Consider the following 14,483-nt stretch of genomic DNA (forward strand, 5'->3'; position numbering starts at 1 on the left):
ACCGCATGCCAGCCGCCATGACCGCCATATCCCTGCTGGTAGCCGACGACTACCAACTGGCCAGCCGCCAGATCGCCGCCTTGCATCAGAACCCGAGCTACCCGTGCCGCGCGCTGGCCGATCTCGCGCGCGACCCGCAAGCCGACGCGCTGCTGGCGCAAGCTCAGGGGCTGCTGTTGATACGCGAGCGCACGGTGGTGGACGCGGCGTTGCTGGCGCGCATGCCCAAGCTCAAGCTGGTGAGCCAGACCGGCAAGCTGGCGCGCAATATCGATATCGCCGCCTGCAGCGCGGCCGGCGTCGCGGTGGTGGAAGGCAGCGGCTCGCCCTACGCGCCGGCCGAGCTGGCCTGGCTGCTGATCATGGCGGCGCGGCGCCGGCTGGCGGAAAACCTGGACAGCCTGCGCGCCGGCCATTGGCAGGGACCGATAGGCCGGGCCGTGCGCGGCCAAACGCTGGGGATTCTGGGTTTCGGCAAGATCGGCAAGTTGGTGGCCGGCTATGGCCAAGCTTTCGGCATGGACGTGTTGGTATGGGGCAGCGAACGCGCGCGCGCAGAAGCGCTGGAACTGGGCTACCGCGCCGCCGCCTGCCGCGCAGATTTTTTCGCCGCCGCCGATGTCGTCAGCCTGCATCAGCGGCTGGTTCCCGCCACCGCGGGCGGTGTGACGCAGGCCGATCTGGCCGCGATGAAGCCGGACGCGCTGCTGGTCAACACCAGCCGCGCCGAACTGATCGCGCCCGGCGCGCTGGAAGCGGCGCTGGACGCCGGCCGGCCCGGCTTCGCCGCGCTGGACGTGTTCGAGCAAGAACCGATCTACGACCCAGGCCACCCCCTGCTGCTGCGCCCCAACGTGCTGTGCTCGCCGCACCTGGGCTACGCCGAGCAGGCCAGCTACCGCCAGTACCTGGAGATCGCCCATCGCAACGCTGTCCGCTTCTTCGAGGGCGACGCCTCCCATGTGCTGAACCCGGAAGCCTTGGCCTGACATGGCATTCGCGGCCGGTGCCGACCGCGGACCGCCGCCCCCCACCCAGGAGAAAACCGATGTCCGATACCGCCCTGCTGATCATCGACGTTCAAGTCGGCGTCGTGGAAGGCGAACTGCGCGCCGCCCGCCTCGACAGCGTGCTCGACAAGCTCAACCTGGCCATTGCCAAGGCCCGCCAGCGCGGCATGCCGGTGATCTTCGTCCAGCACGAGGAAGACGACCTGCCGCGCGGCTCCGACGCCTGGCAGCTGCATCCCGCCCTCGCCCGCCAGGACGGCGATCCCATCGTCTACAAGCGCTACGGCGACAGCTTCTGCGAGACCGATCTGGTGCAGCTGCTGTCGGCGCACGGTGCCAGCAAGCTGTGGATAGGCGGCGCCGCCACCGATTTCTGCGTCGACAGCACGCTGCGCAACGCGGTGTCGCGCGGCTATCAGGCCACCGTGATCGCCGACGGCCACACCACCGTCAGCGCCTTCGCGCTGAGCGGCGAGCAAGTGGTCGACCACTTCACCGCCGCCTGGCGCGCCACCAGCGCCACGCCGCAGCCGCTGCTGGTCAAGCCCGCCGCCGAACTGTAAACCGGATCCAGACGGCGCAATGAAAACGGCGGGGCCGCAGCCCCGCCGTTTTGCCGTCTGCCGCTTACTGCTTCTTGGCGGCTTTGGCCTTGGCCGCTGCGGCCGCCGCCTTGCGCTTGGCGGCGGTGGCGGCGTCCAGCCGCACTTCCGCGCTGGTCTTCAGCAACGTCGCCTGCGCGTCGTCGCCATCCAGCGACCAGCTGAACACCCCGCCCAACTGCTGCGAGCGCACGTAGTCCAGCTTGCCGCGGATGGTGGCCGGATCGTCGTAGCTCCAGAACTCGTTGCCGTCGTAAGTCCACAACTGCTTGGCTATCGGGCTGTTGAACTGTTTGGTGCTGCGGTTCACCAGCACGCGGTAGTCCTCGATGCCCTGCTCGTAAGTGCCCTTGGCCGGGCCGGTGGCCACCTGGTACAGGCCGTCGCCCTTGGCCCCCGCCGCCACGCCTGTCCAGCCGCGGCCGTAGAACGGCAGGCCGACGTTGATCTTGGCGCGCGGCACGCCGGCGTTCACCAGGGTCTTCACCGCGTCGTCGACGGTGTAGTAGACCTGGTCGCCAGTCACCGGCGCCGCCGGATCGCGGTAGAGGTTGGACTGGAAGTTGGTCGGGCCCTTGGCTTCCCAGCCGCCGTGGAAGTCGTAGGTCATCACGTTGATCCAGTCGAGGTAGGCGCTGTAGGCGGCCGGCTCGGTGTTGCGGATCTTGTCGACGCCGGAGCCTATTGCGGCGGTCAGGTAGTAGCGGCGCTTGTTGGCGGTGGACAGCGCGTTCAGCTGGTTGCGGAATTCGGCCATCAGCAGCGTGTAGTTCTGCTTGTCGTTGGGATCGACGCTATTGGTCGGCAGGCCGCCGCCGCCCGGGTATTCCCAGTCGATGTCGAAGCCGTCGAACACGCCCAGCGCCGCCCCCTGTCCGCCGGCGCTTTCGCCCACCGGCAGGTTGCCCTTGATGTAGAGGTCGATGCACGAACTGACCATCGCCTTGCGGCCAGCGTCGGTGGCGGCGAAGGTGCCGAAGTTCTTCGACCAGGTCCAACCGCCCAGCGAGATCAGCACTTTCAGCGAGGGATTGGCCAGCTTCAGCTTGCGCAGCTGGTTGAAGTTGCCGCGCAGCGGATCGTTCCAGTTGTCGGCCTTGCCGTCCACCGACTCGTTGGCGGCGAAGGAACGCTGGTAGTCGGCCCAGGCGTCGCCGCCGTCGCCGTTGCCGCTCTCGGCCTTGGTGACCATGCCGCACTGGCCGTTGGCGTAGACGTTGCCGAACGCGTAGTTGAGGAAGGTCAGCTGCTTGTCGCCGCCGGCCTGCACCAGGTTGCTGACCTTGTAATTGCGGTCGTAGATGCCCCACTGGGTGAAGTAGGAGCCGACATTGCGGCCCACCGTCGGCTTCGGTTCCGGCGGCACGCCGTTGCCGGGCTGGCCGGGCTGGCTCGGATCGCCGGGCGTGCACTCGCTGGCCGGACGCTCCTGCCAGGCGCCCCACTGGCTGCTGCCGGGCGTTTCGCCCTGGGTCCACCAGCTGGCGCGCCAGGTCTTGCCGCCGTAGGTGGCGTAGTCGCCGGCGTTGTAAACCTGGCCGCTGGCCCACGGCGAGCAGCTTGGCGCGGCGTACGCCGCCTGGGTCAACGCAAGGGCCGTGCCGACGGCCAGCAGTACGCGCGACAGGGGGAAGTGCAGCATGGTGGTTCTCCTCTTGTGATGGATAACGGCAGAGGGCTCGCTCTTGCCACTGCAATCACCGACATGAGCGCCTCATGTGGTATTACATTGGTATTTAGAATCGAAATCTCTGCTGAAAAATACAAGAGGAAATTTAAACATCTGTCATTTAGTACAGGTTTTGACAATCCATAATGACAGAAAAAGACCACCCTGCCCGCCTCCCGCCGGACAATAAAAAAAGGAGGCCTCAGCCTCCTTTTTCCACATCCGGACCGACCCGGCAGCAGAGCCGCCTTACTTCACGTGGCGGTGGTGTTTTTTGTGATGATGGTGATGATGGCCGTGCTTCTTGGCGGCCTGGGCCTTTTGCGCGGCCGGAGCCGAGCTTGCCTTCTTGGCGTGGTGTTTCTTATGGTGATGCTTGTGATGCGCCGGCGCGGCGGCCTTGGCAGCCGGAGCGGACGCGTCGGCGGCGTAGGTGGCGACGGAGGCCAGGCCCAGGGTGGCGGCCAGCAGGAGGGCGGTCAGTTTTTTCATGGTCATGCTCCCGTGTCTGAGATGTTTTTGCTGTCTGGCGCGCTGTTTGGCGCGTCCTTGAATTCATCTTAGGCAGGCCGCCGATGGCCCGTCTGTGAGGCATGTGTAAGGGGGTGTAACCAATCGTAATGTCAGCGCGCCGATTCGATTTCCGCCGGCGCCGGCGGAATCAGCGTCACCAGCAACTGGTCGATGCGGTAGTTGTCGATGTCCACCACCTCGAACTTGTAGCCCTCGAACTCGACGCTGTCGGTGCGCTTGGGAATCTTGCGCAGCATGTACATCATGAAGCCGGCGATGGTCTCGTAGTTCTCGTCGTCGGGGAAGGCTTCGATGTCCAGCGCGCGCAGCACGTCCTCCACCGGCGTCGCGCCGTCCACCAGCCAGGAGCGCTCGTCGCGCTGGACGATCTGCTCCTCCTGGAACTGGCTGACCAGGTCGCCCATCACCGTGCTCATCACGTCGTTGAGGGTGATCACCCCCACCACCAGCGCGTACTCGTTCATCACCACCGCGAAATCCTCGCGCGAAGCCTTGAAGCGCTCCAGCAGTTCGGACAGCGTCAGCGAGTCGGGAATGATCAGCACATTGCGTATCGTCAGCTCGCGCTTCATCGACAGGCTTTGCTGGTTGATCAGCCGCATCAGGATGTCCTTGGAGTCGACATAGCCGATCACCGAGTCGATCACGCCGTCGCACACCAGAAATTTGGTATGCGGATGTTCGGCGATCTTCTGCTTGATGCTGGCTTCGTCCTCGTGCAGCGTGAAGTAGATGATGCTTTCGCGCGCGGTCATCGACGAAGGCACGGTGCGGCTCTCCAGCTCGAACACGTTTTCGATCAGATGATGTTCGCGCTGCTGCAGCACGCCGGCCTCGGCGCCGGCGTCCATCATCGCCACGATGTCGGCGGAGGTGAGGTCGTCCGGCCGGCCGGTGGGCACGCCGAACAGGCGGAAGAACACATTGGCCAGGCCGTTGAACAGCCACACCAGCGGGCTGCACAGCCGCACGCAGAACAGCATCGGCCCGACCACCAACAGCGCGATGCGCTCCGGCGCCACCATGCCCAGCCGCTTCGGCATCAGGTCGGCGAACAGCACGAACAGCGAGGTGACGGTGACGAAGGACAGGATGAAACTGAGGTGCTCGACCCACTGCGCCGGCGTCACCATGTGCAGCAGCGTGGCGAAGTAGGGGGTGAAGGCGGCTTCGCCCAGGATACCGGCCAGAATCGCCACCGCGTTGAGGCCGATCTGCACCACGGTGAAGAAATGGCCGGGCTGCTGCTGCAGCTCCAGCACCCGCTCGGCGCTGGCCACGCCCTCGTCCGCCAGCTGCCTGAGCTTGATCTTGCGCGCGGCGGCCAGGGAGATTTCCGATACCGAGAAAAAGGCGCTGGCCGCGATCAGAAGGGCGATGACGAAAAGACTGTTGGCGAAACTCACGTGGATTCCTGGCTGTTATGGTTGAAATTGCCCACCGGCATGGCGCTTTAGCCGCGCCGACCCTTTGAGTATAACAGAGCCGCGCCGCTGCCCCGGCGGCGGCGCAGGGAGTAAAATCAAAGGTCTATTCAAAAAACAGGGGCGGACCATGCATTGCGAACTATGTGAACAAGCCAAGGGCGAACTGCTGCACCAGGACGACGCGCTGCGCGTGATGCTGGTGGACGAGCCCGGCTATCCGGGCTTTTGCCGCGTAATCTGGCGCGGCCACGTCGCCGAAATGACCGATCTGTCCCCGACCGAGCGGAACCACCTGATGGACTGGGTCTACCGGGTGGAGGCGGCGCTGCGCGCGGTGATGCGGCCGGCCAAGATCAACTTGGCCAGCCTGGGCAATATGGTGCCGCACCTGCACTGGCACGTGATTCCCCGCTTCGAGGACGACGCCCACTTCCCCAGCCCGATCTGGGCCGCGCCGCGCCGCGACGGCGCCGACCACGGCCAGGCGAACCTGGCCGGCCTGCTGCGCGCCGCGCTGGCGCGCTAAGCGCCGTCAGGCGGTGCGGAAGCGGCTGATAGCCTGATCCAGGCCGTGCGCCAGCTGGGACAGCTGCTGCGCCATGTCGGACGACGCCTCCACCGACTGGCCGTTTTCCGCGCCCATGCTGGCGATGCGCTCCACGCTCTTGGCCGCGTCGTTGCTGGCGGTGCTCTGCTCGCGCATCGCGGCGGCGATCTCGCTGGTTTTCTCCAGCAGCCGCGACGACAGCTCGCGTATCTGCGCCAGCCGCTCGCTGACCTGGGCGCTGAGCGCCACGCCGCTGCCCACCCGCTGGGCGGCCTCGCGCATGCTGGCCACCGCGGTGGTGGTGTCGCCCTGCACCGCCTGGATCTTGGACGAGATCTCGCCGGTGGCCTGGGCGGTGCGCTCGGCCAGCTTGCGGACCTCGTCGGCCACCACCGCGAAGCCGCGGCCCATCTCGCCGGCGCGCGCCGCCTCAATCGCCGCGTTCAAGGCCAGCAGATTGGTCTGCTCGGCGATGTCGTGGATCACTTCGACGATATTGCCGATTTCGTCCGAGCGCTGGTTCAGCGTATCGATCACCGCCTCCGATTCGCCTATCACCCGCGCGATCTCCTGCATCTCGCGCGCCGCTTCCCCCGCCACCTGGCTGCCGCTCACCGCCTCGCGCATGCTGCTTTGCGCCTCGCCGGCCATTTCATTCGAGTGGTCGGCCACCAGGTTGATGCTGACCGTCATCTCCTCGACCGAAGCCGCCGTCGACGACGAGGCGTCGGTCTGCACCCGCGAAGCGTCGGCGATACGCTGCGACACCTGAGACAGCGAGCGGGCGGTGCTGGTGACCTGGGCCGAGTCCTCGCGCGTGCGCTCGATGAAAGCGCGCAGATTGCCCAGCAATTGCGCCAGCGCGCGGCCGGTCTCGCTGACTTCGTCGCGGCCGGTCTGGTCTATTTCCACCGTCAGGTCGTTATTGGCCGCCGCATGGCGCATCCGCTCCTGCATCGCTGCCAGCGGCCGGGTGATGGAGCGCGAGATCAGCCAGGCCAGGCCGCCGCCCAGCAGCAGCGCGAAGACCACCAGCGCCAGCATCGCCTGTATCGTGCGCGCCATCGTCGCCGCCATCTGCTCCTCGGACTCCTTGGAGGTCTGGTCGGCCAGGTCGGTCAGCTTGTTCAGCGCGTCGCGCGCGGCGTACAGCTTGGGTTTGAACGGGATGATGGCGGCGTCGCCGGCGTTGGCCGCGGTGATCTCGCCCTTGGCGATGCGCTGGTACAGGCTTTCCATGCCCTGCTGGTAGCCGTCTATGCCCTGCACCATGCTATCGAACTCCGCCTGGTGCTCGGCCGCCATCGGCATCGTCTTGGCCTGGCCGGCCAGCTCCTTGAACAGTGCGATTTCCTTGTCCAGCAGCTGCTTGTTGGTCTGGATGCTTTGGTCGGTATTCGCCGGATTGCCGATGCTGATGAAAATGTTCTTCTCGTCCTGGCGCACGCGCAGCATGCTGCGCTGCATGCTGTCCAGATGGTGGCGGAAGGCGATCTTTTCGCCGAACAGCACCGTCAGTTCGCGGCCTATGCCGTTGAGCGACCACCAGCCGCCGCCGCCCACCAGGCACAGCGCCAGCAACAGGCTGCAGGCCAGCAGCAGGATGCGCTGGCCTATGGTAAATGCACTGAACATATTGTTTCCCCGTTTACGCATTGTCTTGAATTATTGTCGGCCGCCGCGATGGCGCGCCGGAGTGAAGCATACCTTCGTAATGTCCGCGCTTGAATGATCAATGTTAACGTTCTAGCACACTTGCCAGCGCCCGGCTCCAGCGGCTAGGCTGGCCGCTCTCCCATCGATACGGACACGCCATGTACACCACGCTGATTTCCCCCGCCCAGTTGGCCGGCCTGCCGGCCGAACGGCTGGTGGTGCTGGATTGCCGCTTCCAGCTGGACCAGCCCGACTACGGCCACGCCGCCTACTCCGCCGCGCACATTCCCGGCGCCCATTACCTGCATCTGGACTACCACCTGTCCGGCAGCAAAAACGGCCACAACGGCCGCCATCCCTTGCCGGATGGCCAGCGGCTGGCGGTGGATCTGGGCGCGATAGGCGTGGACGAAGACACCCAGGTGGTGGCCTACGACGACGGCGCCGGCCAATACGCGGCGCGCGCCTGGTGGCTGCTGCGCTGGCTGGGACATGAGAAAGTGGCGGTATTGGATGGCGGCTTCGCCGCCTGGCAGGCCGGCGGCGGCGCGGTGGACGCCGAAACACCGCAGCGCCGCTCCTGCCGCTTCGCCATCCGCCCGCCGCTGCAGCAGGCGGTGGACGCCGGCGCGGTGCAGGCCAATCTGGCAAGCCGGGACTTCACCGTGGTGGACGCCCGCAGCGCCGAGCGCTTCCGCGGCGTGGGCGAGACGATAGATCCGGTCGCCGGCCACATTCCGGGCGCGGCCAACCGCTTCTTCATGAACAATCTGGACGCCGGCCAGCGCTACAAGCCGGCTGCACAGCTGCGCGCGGAATGGGAAGCGCTGCTGGGCGCCGGTTTCGATCCGGCCGCCATCGTCCACCAGTGCGGCTCAGGCGTCACCGCCTGCCAGAACCTGCTGGCTATGGAGATCGCCGGCTTTGCCGGCAGCCGGCTCTACCCGGGCTCGTGGAGCGAATGGTGCAGCGACCCGGCTCGGCCGGTGGAACGCTGACCCCCCCGTCTCTGGCGGGATCAGCCCAGGATCAACCGCTGCAGCAGCCGCTGGCCCGCCGGCCAGCTGCCCAGGCCGGCATGGCTGCCCATATGGCCGCAGCGGCCGGCGTCGAACAGCTCCGCGCCCCAATCCGCCGCCATTCGCTTGGCGACGGCGAAATCGCAGAACGGGTCGTCCTGGCTGGCGGCGACGATGACGGGAACCGGCAGCCGCCGCTCGTCGGCAGCCGCGAAACCGGCGAAATCCGGCAAGGGCGCGCCCGCCGGCAGTTCGCCGCTGGCGCGCGCGATGTCCGCGCCGATCGGCAGCGCCGGCGGCGCCACCAGCAACATGCCCTTCAGCCGGCGCTGCTCCAGCAGCGACGCTTGCAGCAGCCAGGCGGCCGCGGCATGGCAACCCAGGCTGTGGGCCGCGATCACCAGCTTGCCGGGCGCGGCGGCCACCGCCGCCGCCAGGCCGGCTACCCACTCGTCGCGGGACGGATACAGCCAGTCGCGCTGCTCCGCGCGGCGCGCCAGCGGATAGGTCAGCTCCCAGCGGCTCTGCCAGTGCGCGTCGCCGGAATTGCCCCAGCCCGGCGCCGTCAGCAGCGTGACATCATCGTCGTCCCACATCACAGCTCCCGGCGGTAATCGACGATCAAGGGCGCGTGGTCGGAAAACTTTTCGTCCTTGTAGATGCTGGCGGACTCGGCCTGCTCCATCAGCGACGGCGTGACGATATGGTAATCGATGCGCCAGCCCACATCTTTGGCGTAGGCCTGGCCGCGGTTGCTCCACCAGGTGTAGCCAGGCGCGTCCGGGTACAGATTGCGCCAGGCGTCGCGCCAGCCGACGCGGCCCAGCAGGTCGGTCATCCAGGCGCGCTCTTCCGGCAGGAAGCCGGAATTCTTCAGGTTGCCCTTCCAGTTTTTCAGGTCGATCTCGTTGTGGGCGATGTTCCAGTCGCCGCAGATCACGATGTCGCGGCCGGCGGCGCGCAGCTGTTCCAGGTGCGGCATGAACACGTCGAGGAAGTCGAACTTCACCTGCTGGCGCTCGTCGCTGCTGGAACCGGACGGCAGATACAGCGACACCACCGACAGATTGCCGAAATCCAGCTGCAGGAAACGGCCTTCGGCGTCGATCCAGTCCACGCCAAGCCCCTCCACCACCGCGTCCGGCTGGCGGCGGGCATACACGCCGACGCCGCTGTAGCCTTTCTTCTCGGCGTAATGGAAATAGCCGGTCAGGCCGTCCGGCGCGCGCATGCGCTCGGACAGGTCGGCCGCCTGCGCCTTCAATTCCTGCACGCAGACGAAATCGGCGTCGATGGTGGCCAGCCAGTCGAAAAAGCCCTTCTTGTCCGCCGAGCGGATGCCATTGAGGTTGGCGGAAACGATTCGAAGCAAGAGACTCTCCTGTGCTATGCTTGCGGCGATTTTTTTCAGCCGTTCAAACAGTTAACGATTTGATAAAGGAGTAAGGATGAGCGATTTCCGTCAGGATTTTATTCGTTTTGCGCTCGACAAGCAGGTTTTGAAGTTTGGCGAGTTCATCACCAAGGCGGGCCGCAAGTCGCCCTACTTCTTCAACGCCGGCCTGTTCAACGACGGCGCCTCCACGCTGAGCCTGTCGCGCTTCTACGCCAAATCCATCACGGAAAGCGGCATCGCGTTCGACATGCTGTTCGGACCGGCCTATAAAGGCATCATCCTGGCCGCCGCCGCCGGCATGGCGCTGGCCGAACAGGGCCGCAACGTGCCTTTCGCCTACAACCGCAAGGAAGCCAAGGACCACGGCGAAGGCGGCACCCTGGTCGGCGCGCCGCTCAAGGGCAAGGTGCTGATCATAGACGATGTGATCTCCGCCGGCACCTCGGTGCGCGAATCGGTGGAACTGATCCGCGCCGCCGGCGCCGAACCGGCCGGCGTAGCCATCGCGCTGGACCGGATGGAGCGCGGCCTGGGCGAATTGTCGGCGGTGCAGGAAGTGGCGCAGCAGCATGGCCTGCCGGTGGTGGCCATCGCCACCCTGAAAGACCTGCTGGGTTTCCTCGAACACAGCCCGGAACTGGCCGCCCACCTCGATGCGGTGCGCGCCTACCGCGCTCAATACGGAGTCAACGACTGATGACGCGTCTGGCCGGCCTTTTCACCCTGTTGTCGTGCGCGGCGGCCTTTGCCGGCGGCGCGCTGTACAAGTGGGTGGACGACGCCGGCCGGGTGCATTACAGCGATTCTCCGCCGCTGCAAAGCCAAAGCGGCGGCGTGGCCGAACTGAACCAGCAGGGCAGCGTCAGGAAACCGGCAGAGAGCGACGCGCAGCGCAAGGCGCGCGAAGCGTCCGCCGCCGCCGCCCTGCTGCTGCAGCAAAGACAGCAGGACGCCGCCCGCCACGACCAGGCGCTGATTCAGAGCTACCCCTCGCTGGCCGACCTGAAGGCCGACCGGGAAAGGCAGCTGTCGGTGCTGCAATCCGCCTATCACGCGCTGGAGTTGCGCGCCCAGGGCCTGCTGCTCCAGCAGCGCGACCTGCAAAAAGACCTGGACCTGAGCGCCAAGCTGCGCCAGCCGCCGCATCCTTCCACCACGCACAATCTGCAGGCCTTGCGCCACGAACAGCTGGATCTCGACGCGCTGATCCGCGCCAAACGCGGCGAATTGGACGCCTTCCGCCGCAAGATGCAGCAGGACATCCAGCGCTACCAGCAGCTGAACGCCCGCTGACCCGCCATCCTACTGCCCGCTGTCCTTGCGCTGCCAGGCCTGGTTCAGGCCCTGCGTCGCGCCTTGCAGCACCTGCTGCGCGCTGTTCTGCGCCGCGGCTGCAGTGGCCAGATCCGCATTCGCCTTGTCCAGCGCCGCCTGGGCGCCGGCCAGCCGCTGCTCGGCCAGCGTCTTGGCGTCCTGCGCCGCCTTCAGCCTGGCGTCCGCCTGCGTCTGCTGGCTTTGCGCCTGCTGAAAAGCCATCTGCGACGCCAGCAGCTGCTCGTCCGCCGTCTGCGCCCACGCGGCGCCGGATGCCAGCGCCGCCGCCAACAGCGCGCCCGCCTTATCTATTCTCATCGCATTCCTCCGGGGCACATCGCCCAATCGCCGTATTATGCGGCAAGCCGCGCCTTGATGACATTCTTACATCCCGCCGGCAAATTCTTAGCTCACTTTAACAGGCGCTTTCTTACAGTACGCGGCAAGAAGGCGCCCCGGCAGTCCTGCCGGCCACCGCCCCCCATTTCGCCGCGAGACCCACCCATGCCGACATATTCGCTGCTGCAACTCGGACTGTTCCTGCTGGCCCTGCTGGCCTTGATCAAACCCGCCGGCCATTACATGTTCCTGGCCATGGCCGGCAAGCCGCCATTGCTGGCCGGCCCCGGGCGCTGGCTGGAGACTCGGCTCTACCGGCTGGCGGCGGTGGAACCGGAGCGAGAGATGGGCTGGAAAAACTACGCGATCAACCTGCTGCTGTTCCAACTCGTCGGCGTCCTGTTCCTCTACCTGCTGCAACGCTGCCAAGCCTGGCTGCCCCTCAATCCCCAATCCTTCCGCGCCGTCGCTCCCGATTCCGCCTTCAACACCGCCGTCAGTTTCGTCAGCAACACCAGCTGGCAAGGCTATGCCGGCGAAACCACCTTGAGCCACCTCAGCCAGATGCTGGGCATCAACGCGCAAAGCTTCCTCTCCGCCGCCAGCGGCATGGCGGCGCTGCTGGCGCTGCTGCGCGGCCTGACGCGCCAGTCGAGCGCGACGCTGGGCAATGTCTGGGTGGATCTCACCCGCTGCACGCTGTACATCCTGCTGCCGCTATCCTTCATCCTGGCGCTGATTTTCGTCCAGCAAGGCGTGCCGCAGACGCTGGCGGCAGGCCGAACCGTCGCCACGCTGGAAGCCAGCCACTACCGGGTGCCGCTGCAGGATGCGCGCGGCAACGCGCTGAAAGACGCGGATGGCCGGCCGCTGCTGCAGCAGTTGAGCGCGCGCCAGCAATACCTGGCGCTGGGGCCGGTGGCCTCGCAGGAGCCGATCAAGATCATGAGCGGCGACGGCGGCGGCTTTTTCAACGCCAACTCCGCCCATCCGTTTGAAAATCCCACTCCACTCACCAACTTCCTGCAACTGCTGACCCTGCTGATCCTGCCCGCCGGCCTGTGCCATGCCTTCGGCCTGATGGCCGGCGACACCCGCCAGGGCTGGACCATCGTCGCGGCGATGAGCCTGATGATGGCGCTGGGCGCGGCGGCCTGCATGCGCAGCGAAATAGCCGGCAATCCGCTACTGAGTCCGGCCCTGGTGGACCAGAGCCATGGCGCGCGGCAAAGCGGCGGCAATATGGAAGGGAAGGAGACGCGCTTCGGCGCGGCCGGTTCGGCGCTGTACGCCGCCGTCACCACCAGTTCCGGCGACGGCGCGGTCAACGCCATGCACGACTCCTTCACGCCGATAGGCGGCATGGTGCCGATGGTGATGATGCAGACCGGGGAAGTGGTGTTCGGCGGCCCCGGCGCCGGCCTCTACAGCATCGTGATCCACGCCATCCTGGTGGTGTTCGTCGTCGGGCTGATGATAGGGCGCGCGCCGGAATACCTGGGCAAGAAGATAGAGGCGTTCGAAACCAAGATGATGGCGGCGGTGTTGCTGCTGGCGCCGGCGCTGATATTGCTGCAGTCGGCCATCAGCGTCAGCGTGCCGGCGGGGCTGGCCGGCCTCGGCAACCCCGGCGCCCACGGCCTGAGCGAGGTGCTGTACGCCTACACATCGGCCGCCAACAACAACGGCAGCGCCTTCGCCGGGCTATCGGCCAACACGCCGTTCTACAACCTCATGCTGGGCATCGCGATGTGGTTCGGCCGCTACGGCGTGATCGTGCCGGTGCTGGCGCTGGCGGGTTCGCTGGCCGCCAAGCCGAGGCGCGCGCCCGGCGCCGGCACCTTGCCCAGCCACGGCCCGCTGTTCGCGCTGCTGCTGATCGCCGCCATCCTGCTGGCGACGGCGCTGACCTATCTGCCGGCGCTGGCGCTGGGGCCGGTGGCCGAACACATCACGCTGGCCGTCCCTTAGGCATCGGCCGGCCGCGACGGCCGGCTCAGCAGGTACAGCAGCACCGACAGCTCGATCGCCGCCACCAGCCACGGCACCCAATGCGGCGGCCGCGACAGCAGCAATGCGATGAAGCCGACGCCCATGCCGAAAGCGGCGAAGCATTTGGCCTTGACCGGCACGATGCGCTGCTCGCGCCAGCGCCTGAGCCCGGGGCCGTATCTGGGGTGGTTCAGCAGCCTGGCCTCCAGCCGCGGCGAGGATTTGCTGAAGCAGGCCAGCGCCAGGATCAGGAAGATGGTGGTGGGCATCACCGGCAGCACGGCGCCGATCACGCCCAGCGCCACCATCAGGCAACCGCCCGCCAGATACAGCCAGCGCACGGCGGGATGGCGGGCTTCGTTCAAGCGTACACCTGGTCCAGATGCGCGTTCATGCAGGCGAAAGCCGCCACCGCGCCGGCGGTGACGCGCGCTTCCGCCGCCTCGTCCAGATTCAGGCCATCCAGCGCCGCGGTGAAGGCGCGCCAGTGGCGGGCGCGGCCGTCCGGATGGCCGGCCAGGTGGCGGGCGCCGCAATTCTCGTCCAGCCCAAGCTTGCCGGCCAGCTTGTACAGGATGGCGGCGCCGAGCTTGGAACCCTCCACCACGTACAGCCAGCCCATCGCGGTGGCGACGTCCAGGGTTTCGCTGATCGGCGCGTCCCGGAGCTGCGGCAGCGGCCGCTGCAGATCGGCCAGATCGGCGGCGATGCTGTGATAGCGGCGGCGCTCGGCCAGGTCGGGGAACAGCTCGGCCAGCTCCGGATTGTCGTACAGCGCGTCGGCGTCGCGCAGGAAGCGGTATTGCGCGTCCAGGAAACGGGCGTAGTTGTCGCGGCTGGCGAACGGCTGCTTGGCCATGATGCGCTGGTCCAGCTGGTCGTGGGTGGCGTGGGTGCGGGCTTTCAGGTCCTGGGTGCGGGTGGTGTCGATTATGGTGTTCATTGCGGCGCTTCCAATGGAATCCCGCCGCGCGGGGG

At 66.7% G+C, this 14,483-nt stretch carries 16 protein-coding genes; 7 read left to right on the plus strand and 9 right to left on the minus strand.

The window, feature by feature from the left end:
* The first annotated feature begins 17 nt into the window (after positions 1–17).
* Together MY55_RS02405 and MY55_RS02410 are read left to right on the plus strand one after the other, a co-directional pair.
* Positions 18–989: a D-2-hydroxyacid dehydrogenase family protein gene (locus MY55_RS02405; RefSeq protein ID WP_047236216.1), complete on the plus strand. Its 972-nt coding sequence runs from the start codon at positions 18–20 to the stop codon at positions 987–989.
* A 59-nt stretch (positions 990–1,048) separates the two neighbouring features.
* On the plus strand, positions 1,049–1,573 hold the full coding sequence (locus tag MY55_RS02410; protein ID WP_065201924.1) for a cysteine hydrolase family protein: 525 nt from the start codon (positions 1,049–1,051) through the stop codon (positions 1,571–1,573).
* Positions 1,574–1,637: 64 nt separating this feature from the next.
* Here the strand turns inward: MY55_RS02410 and MY55_RS02415 are convergent, their stop codons facing one another.
* The 3 genes from MY55_RS02415 to paeA form a co-directional block, all read right to left on the minus strand.
* Positions 1,638–3,254 carry a glycosyl hydrolase family 18 protein gene (locus MY55_RS02415; RefSeq protein WP_047243112.1) on the minus strand — a complete coding sequence of 539 codons (1,617 nt, stop codon included), beginning with the start codon at positions 3,252–3,254 and terminating at the stop codon, positions 1,638–1,640.
* A gap of 276 nt (positions 3,255–3,530) precedes the next feature.
* A complete protein-coding gene (locus tag MY55_RS02420) occupies positions 3,531–3,773 on the minus strand; it encodes a hypothetical protein (protein ID WP_043572005.1) in 243 nt (80 codons plus the stop codon).
* Positions 3,774–3,904: 131 nt separating this feature from the next.
* The gene (paeA, locus tag MY55_RS02425; protein ID WP_043571947.1) at positions 3,905–5,221 is read right to left on the minus strand and encodes a polyamine export protein PaeA; all 1,317 of its coding nucleotides are present in this window, start codon (positions 5,219–5,221) and stop codon (positions 3,905–3,907) included.
* A gap of 148 nt (positions 5,222–5,369) precedes the next feature.
* Here paeA and MY55_RS02430 point away from each other — a divergent pair, with 148 nt between their 5' ends.
* Entirely contained in the window at positions 5,370–5,768 is a 399-nt protein-coding gene (locus tag MY55_RS02430) for an HIT family protein (RefSeq protein ID WP_047243111.1), read from the plus strand.
* Positions 5,769–5,774: 6 nt separating this feature from the next.
* Here MY55_RS02430 and MY55_RS02435 read toward each other — a convergent pair whose 3' ends face one another.
* Complete coding sequence (locus tag MY55_RS02435) at positions 5,775–7,424, minus strand: methyl-accepting chemotaxis protein (RefSeq protein ID WP_052877900.1); 1,650 nt, start codon at positions 7,422–7,424, stop codon at positions 5,775–5,777.
* Positions 7,425–7,603: 179 nt separating this feature from the next.
* Between MY55_RS02435 and MY55_RS02440 the strand changes: the two genes are divergently transcribed.
* On the plus strand, positions 7,604–8,443 hold the full coding sequence (locus MY55_RS02440; RefSeq protein ID WP_043571943.1) for a sulfurtransferase: 840 nt from the start codon (positions 7,604–7,606) through the stop codon (positions 8,441–8,443).
* A 20-nt stretch (positions 8,444–8,463) separates the two neighbouring features.
* Here the strand turns inward: MY55_RS02440 and MY55_RS02445 are convergent, their stop codons facing one another.
* Positions 8,464–9,060 (minus strand): alpha/beta hydrolase, encoded by a 597-nt coding sequence (locus tag MY55_RS02445; protein ID WP_047236215.1) that lies wholly within the window; start codon positions 9,058–9,060, stop codon positions 8,464–8,466.
* The gene (locus MY55_RS02450) at positions 9,060–9,836 is read right to left on the minus strand and encodes an exodeoxyribonuclease III (protein ID WP_047243109.1); all 777 of its coding nucleotides are present in this window, start codon (positions 9,834–9,836) and stop codon (positions 9,060–9,062) included. The genes MY55_RS02445 and MY55_RS02450 overlap by 1 nt, the downstream gene beginning before the upstream one ends.
* A gap of 76 nt (positions 9,837–9,912) precedes the next feature.
* On the opposite strand from MY55_RS02450, the gene pyrE reads away from it, so the two are divergent.
* Positions 9,913–10,557, plus strand: a complete 645-nt coding sequence (gene pyrE, locus MY55_RS02455) for an orotate phosphoribosyltransferase (RefSeq protein ID WP_043571937.1) — start codon at positions 9,913–9,915, stop codon at positions 10,555–10,557.
* Entirely contained in the window at positions 10,557–11,153 is a 597-nt protein-coding gene (locus MY55_RS02460) for a DUF4124 domain-containing protein (protein WP_047236197.1), read from the plus strand. Before pyrE ends, MY55_RS02460 begins: the two co-directional genes overlap by 1 nt.
* A gap of 9 nt (positions 11,154–11,162) precedes the next feature.
* Here MY55_RS02460 and MY55_RS02465 read toward each other — a convergent pair whose 3' ends face one another.
* On the minus strand, positions 11,163–11,492 hold the full coding sequence (locus tag MY55_RS02465; protein ID WP_047236196.1) for a hypothetical protein: 330 nt from the start codon (positions 11,490–11,492) through the stop codon (positions 11,163–11,165).
* A 186-nt stretch (positions 11,493–11,678) separates the two neighbouring features.
* On the opposite strand from MY55_RS02465, the gene kdpA reads away from it, so the two are divergent.
* Entirely contained in the window at positions 11,679–13,484 is a 1,806-nt protein-coding gene (gene kdpA / locus MY55_RS02470) for a potassium-transporting ATPase subunit KdpA (RefSeq protein WP_065201925.1), read from the plus strand.
* Here kdpA and MY55_RS02475 read toward each other — a convergent pair.
* On the minus strand, positions 13,481–13,870 hold the full coding sequence (locus MY55_RS02475; RefSeq protein ID WP_043571931.1) for a YbaN family protein: 390 nt from the start codon (positions 13,868–13,870) through the stop codon (positions 13,481–13,483). The genes kdpA and MY55_RS02475 overlap by 4 nt on opposite strands.
* Complete coding sequence (locus MY55_RS02480) at positions 13,867–14,448, minus strand: biliverdin-producing heme oxygenase (protein ID WP_043571929.1); 582 nt, start codon at positions 14,446–14,448, stop codon at positions 13,867–13,869. The genes MY55_RS02475 and MY55_RS02480 overlap by 4 nt, the downstream gene beginning before the upstream one ends.
* Positions 14,449–14,483: the final 35 nt, after the last annotated feature.

It is taken from the genome of Chromobacterium subtsugae, assembly GCF_001676875.1.
GTDB classification, from domain to species: domain Bacteria; phylum Pseudomonadota; class Gammaproteobacteria; order Burkholderiales; family Chromobacteriaceae; genus Chromobacterium; species Chromobacterium subtsugae.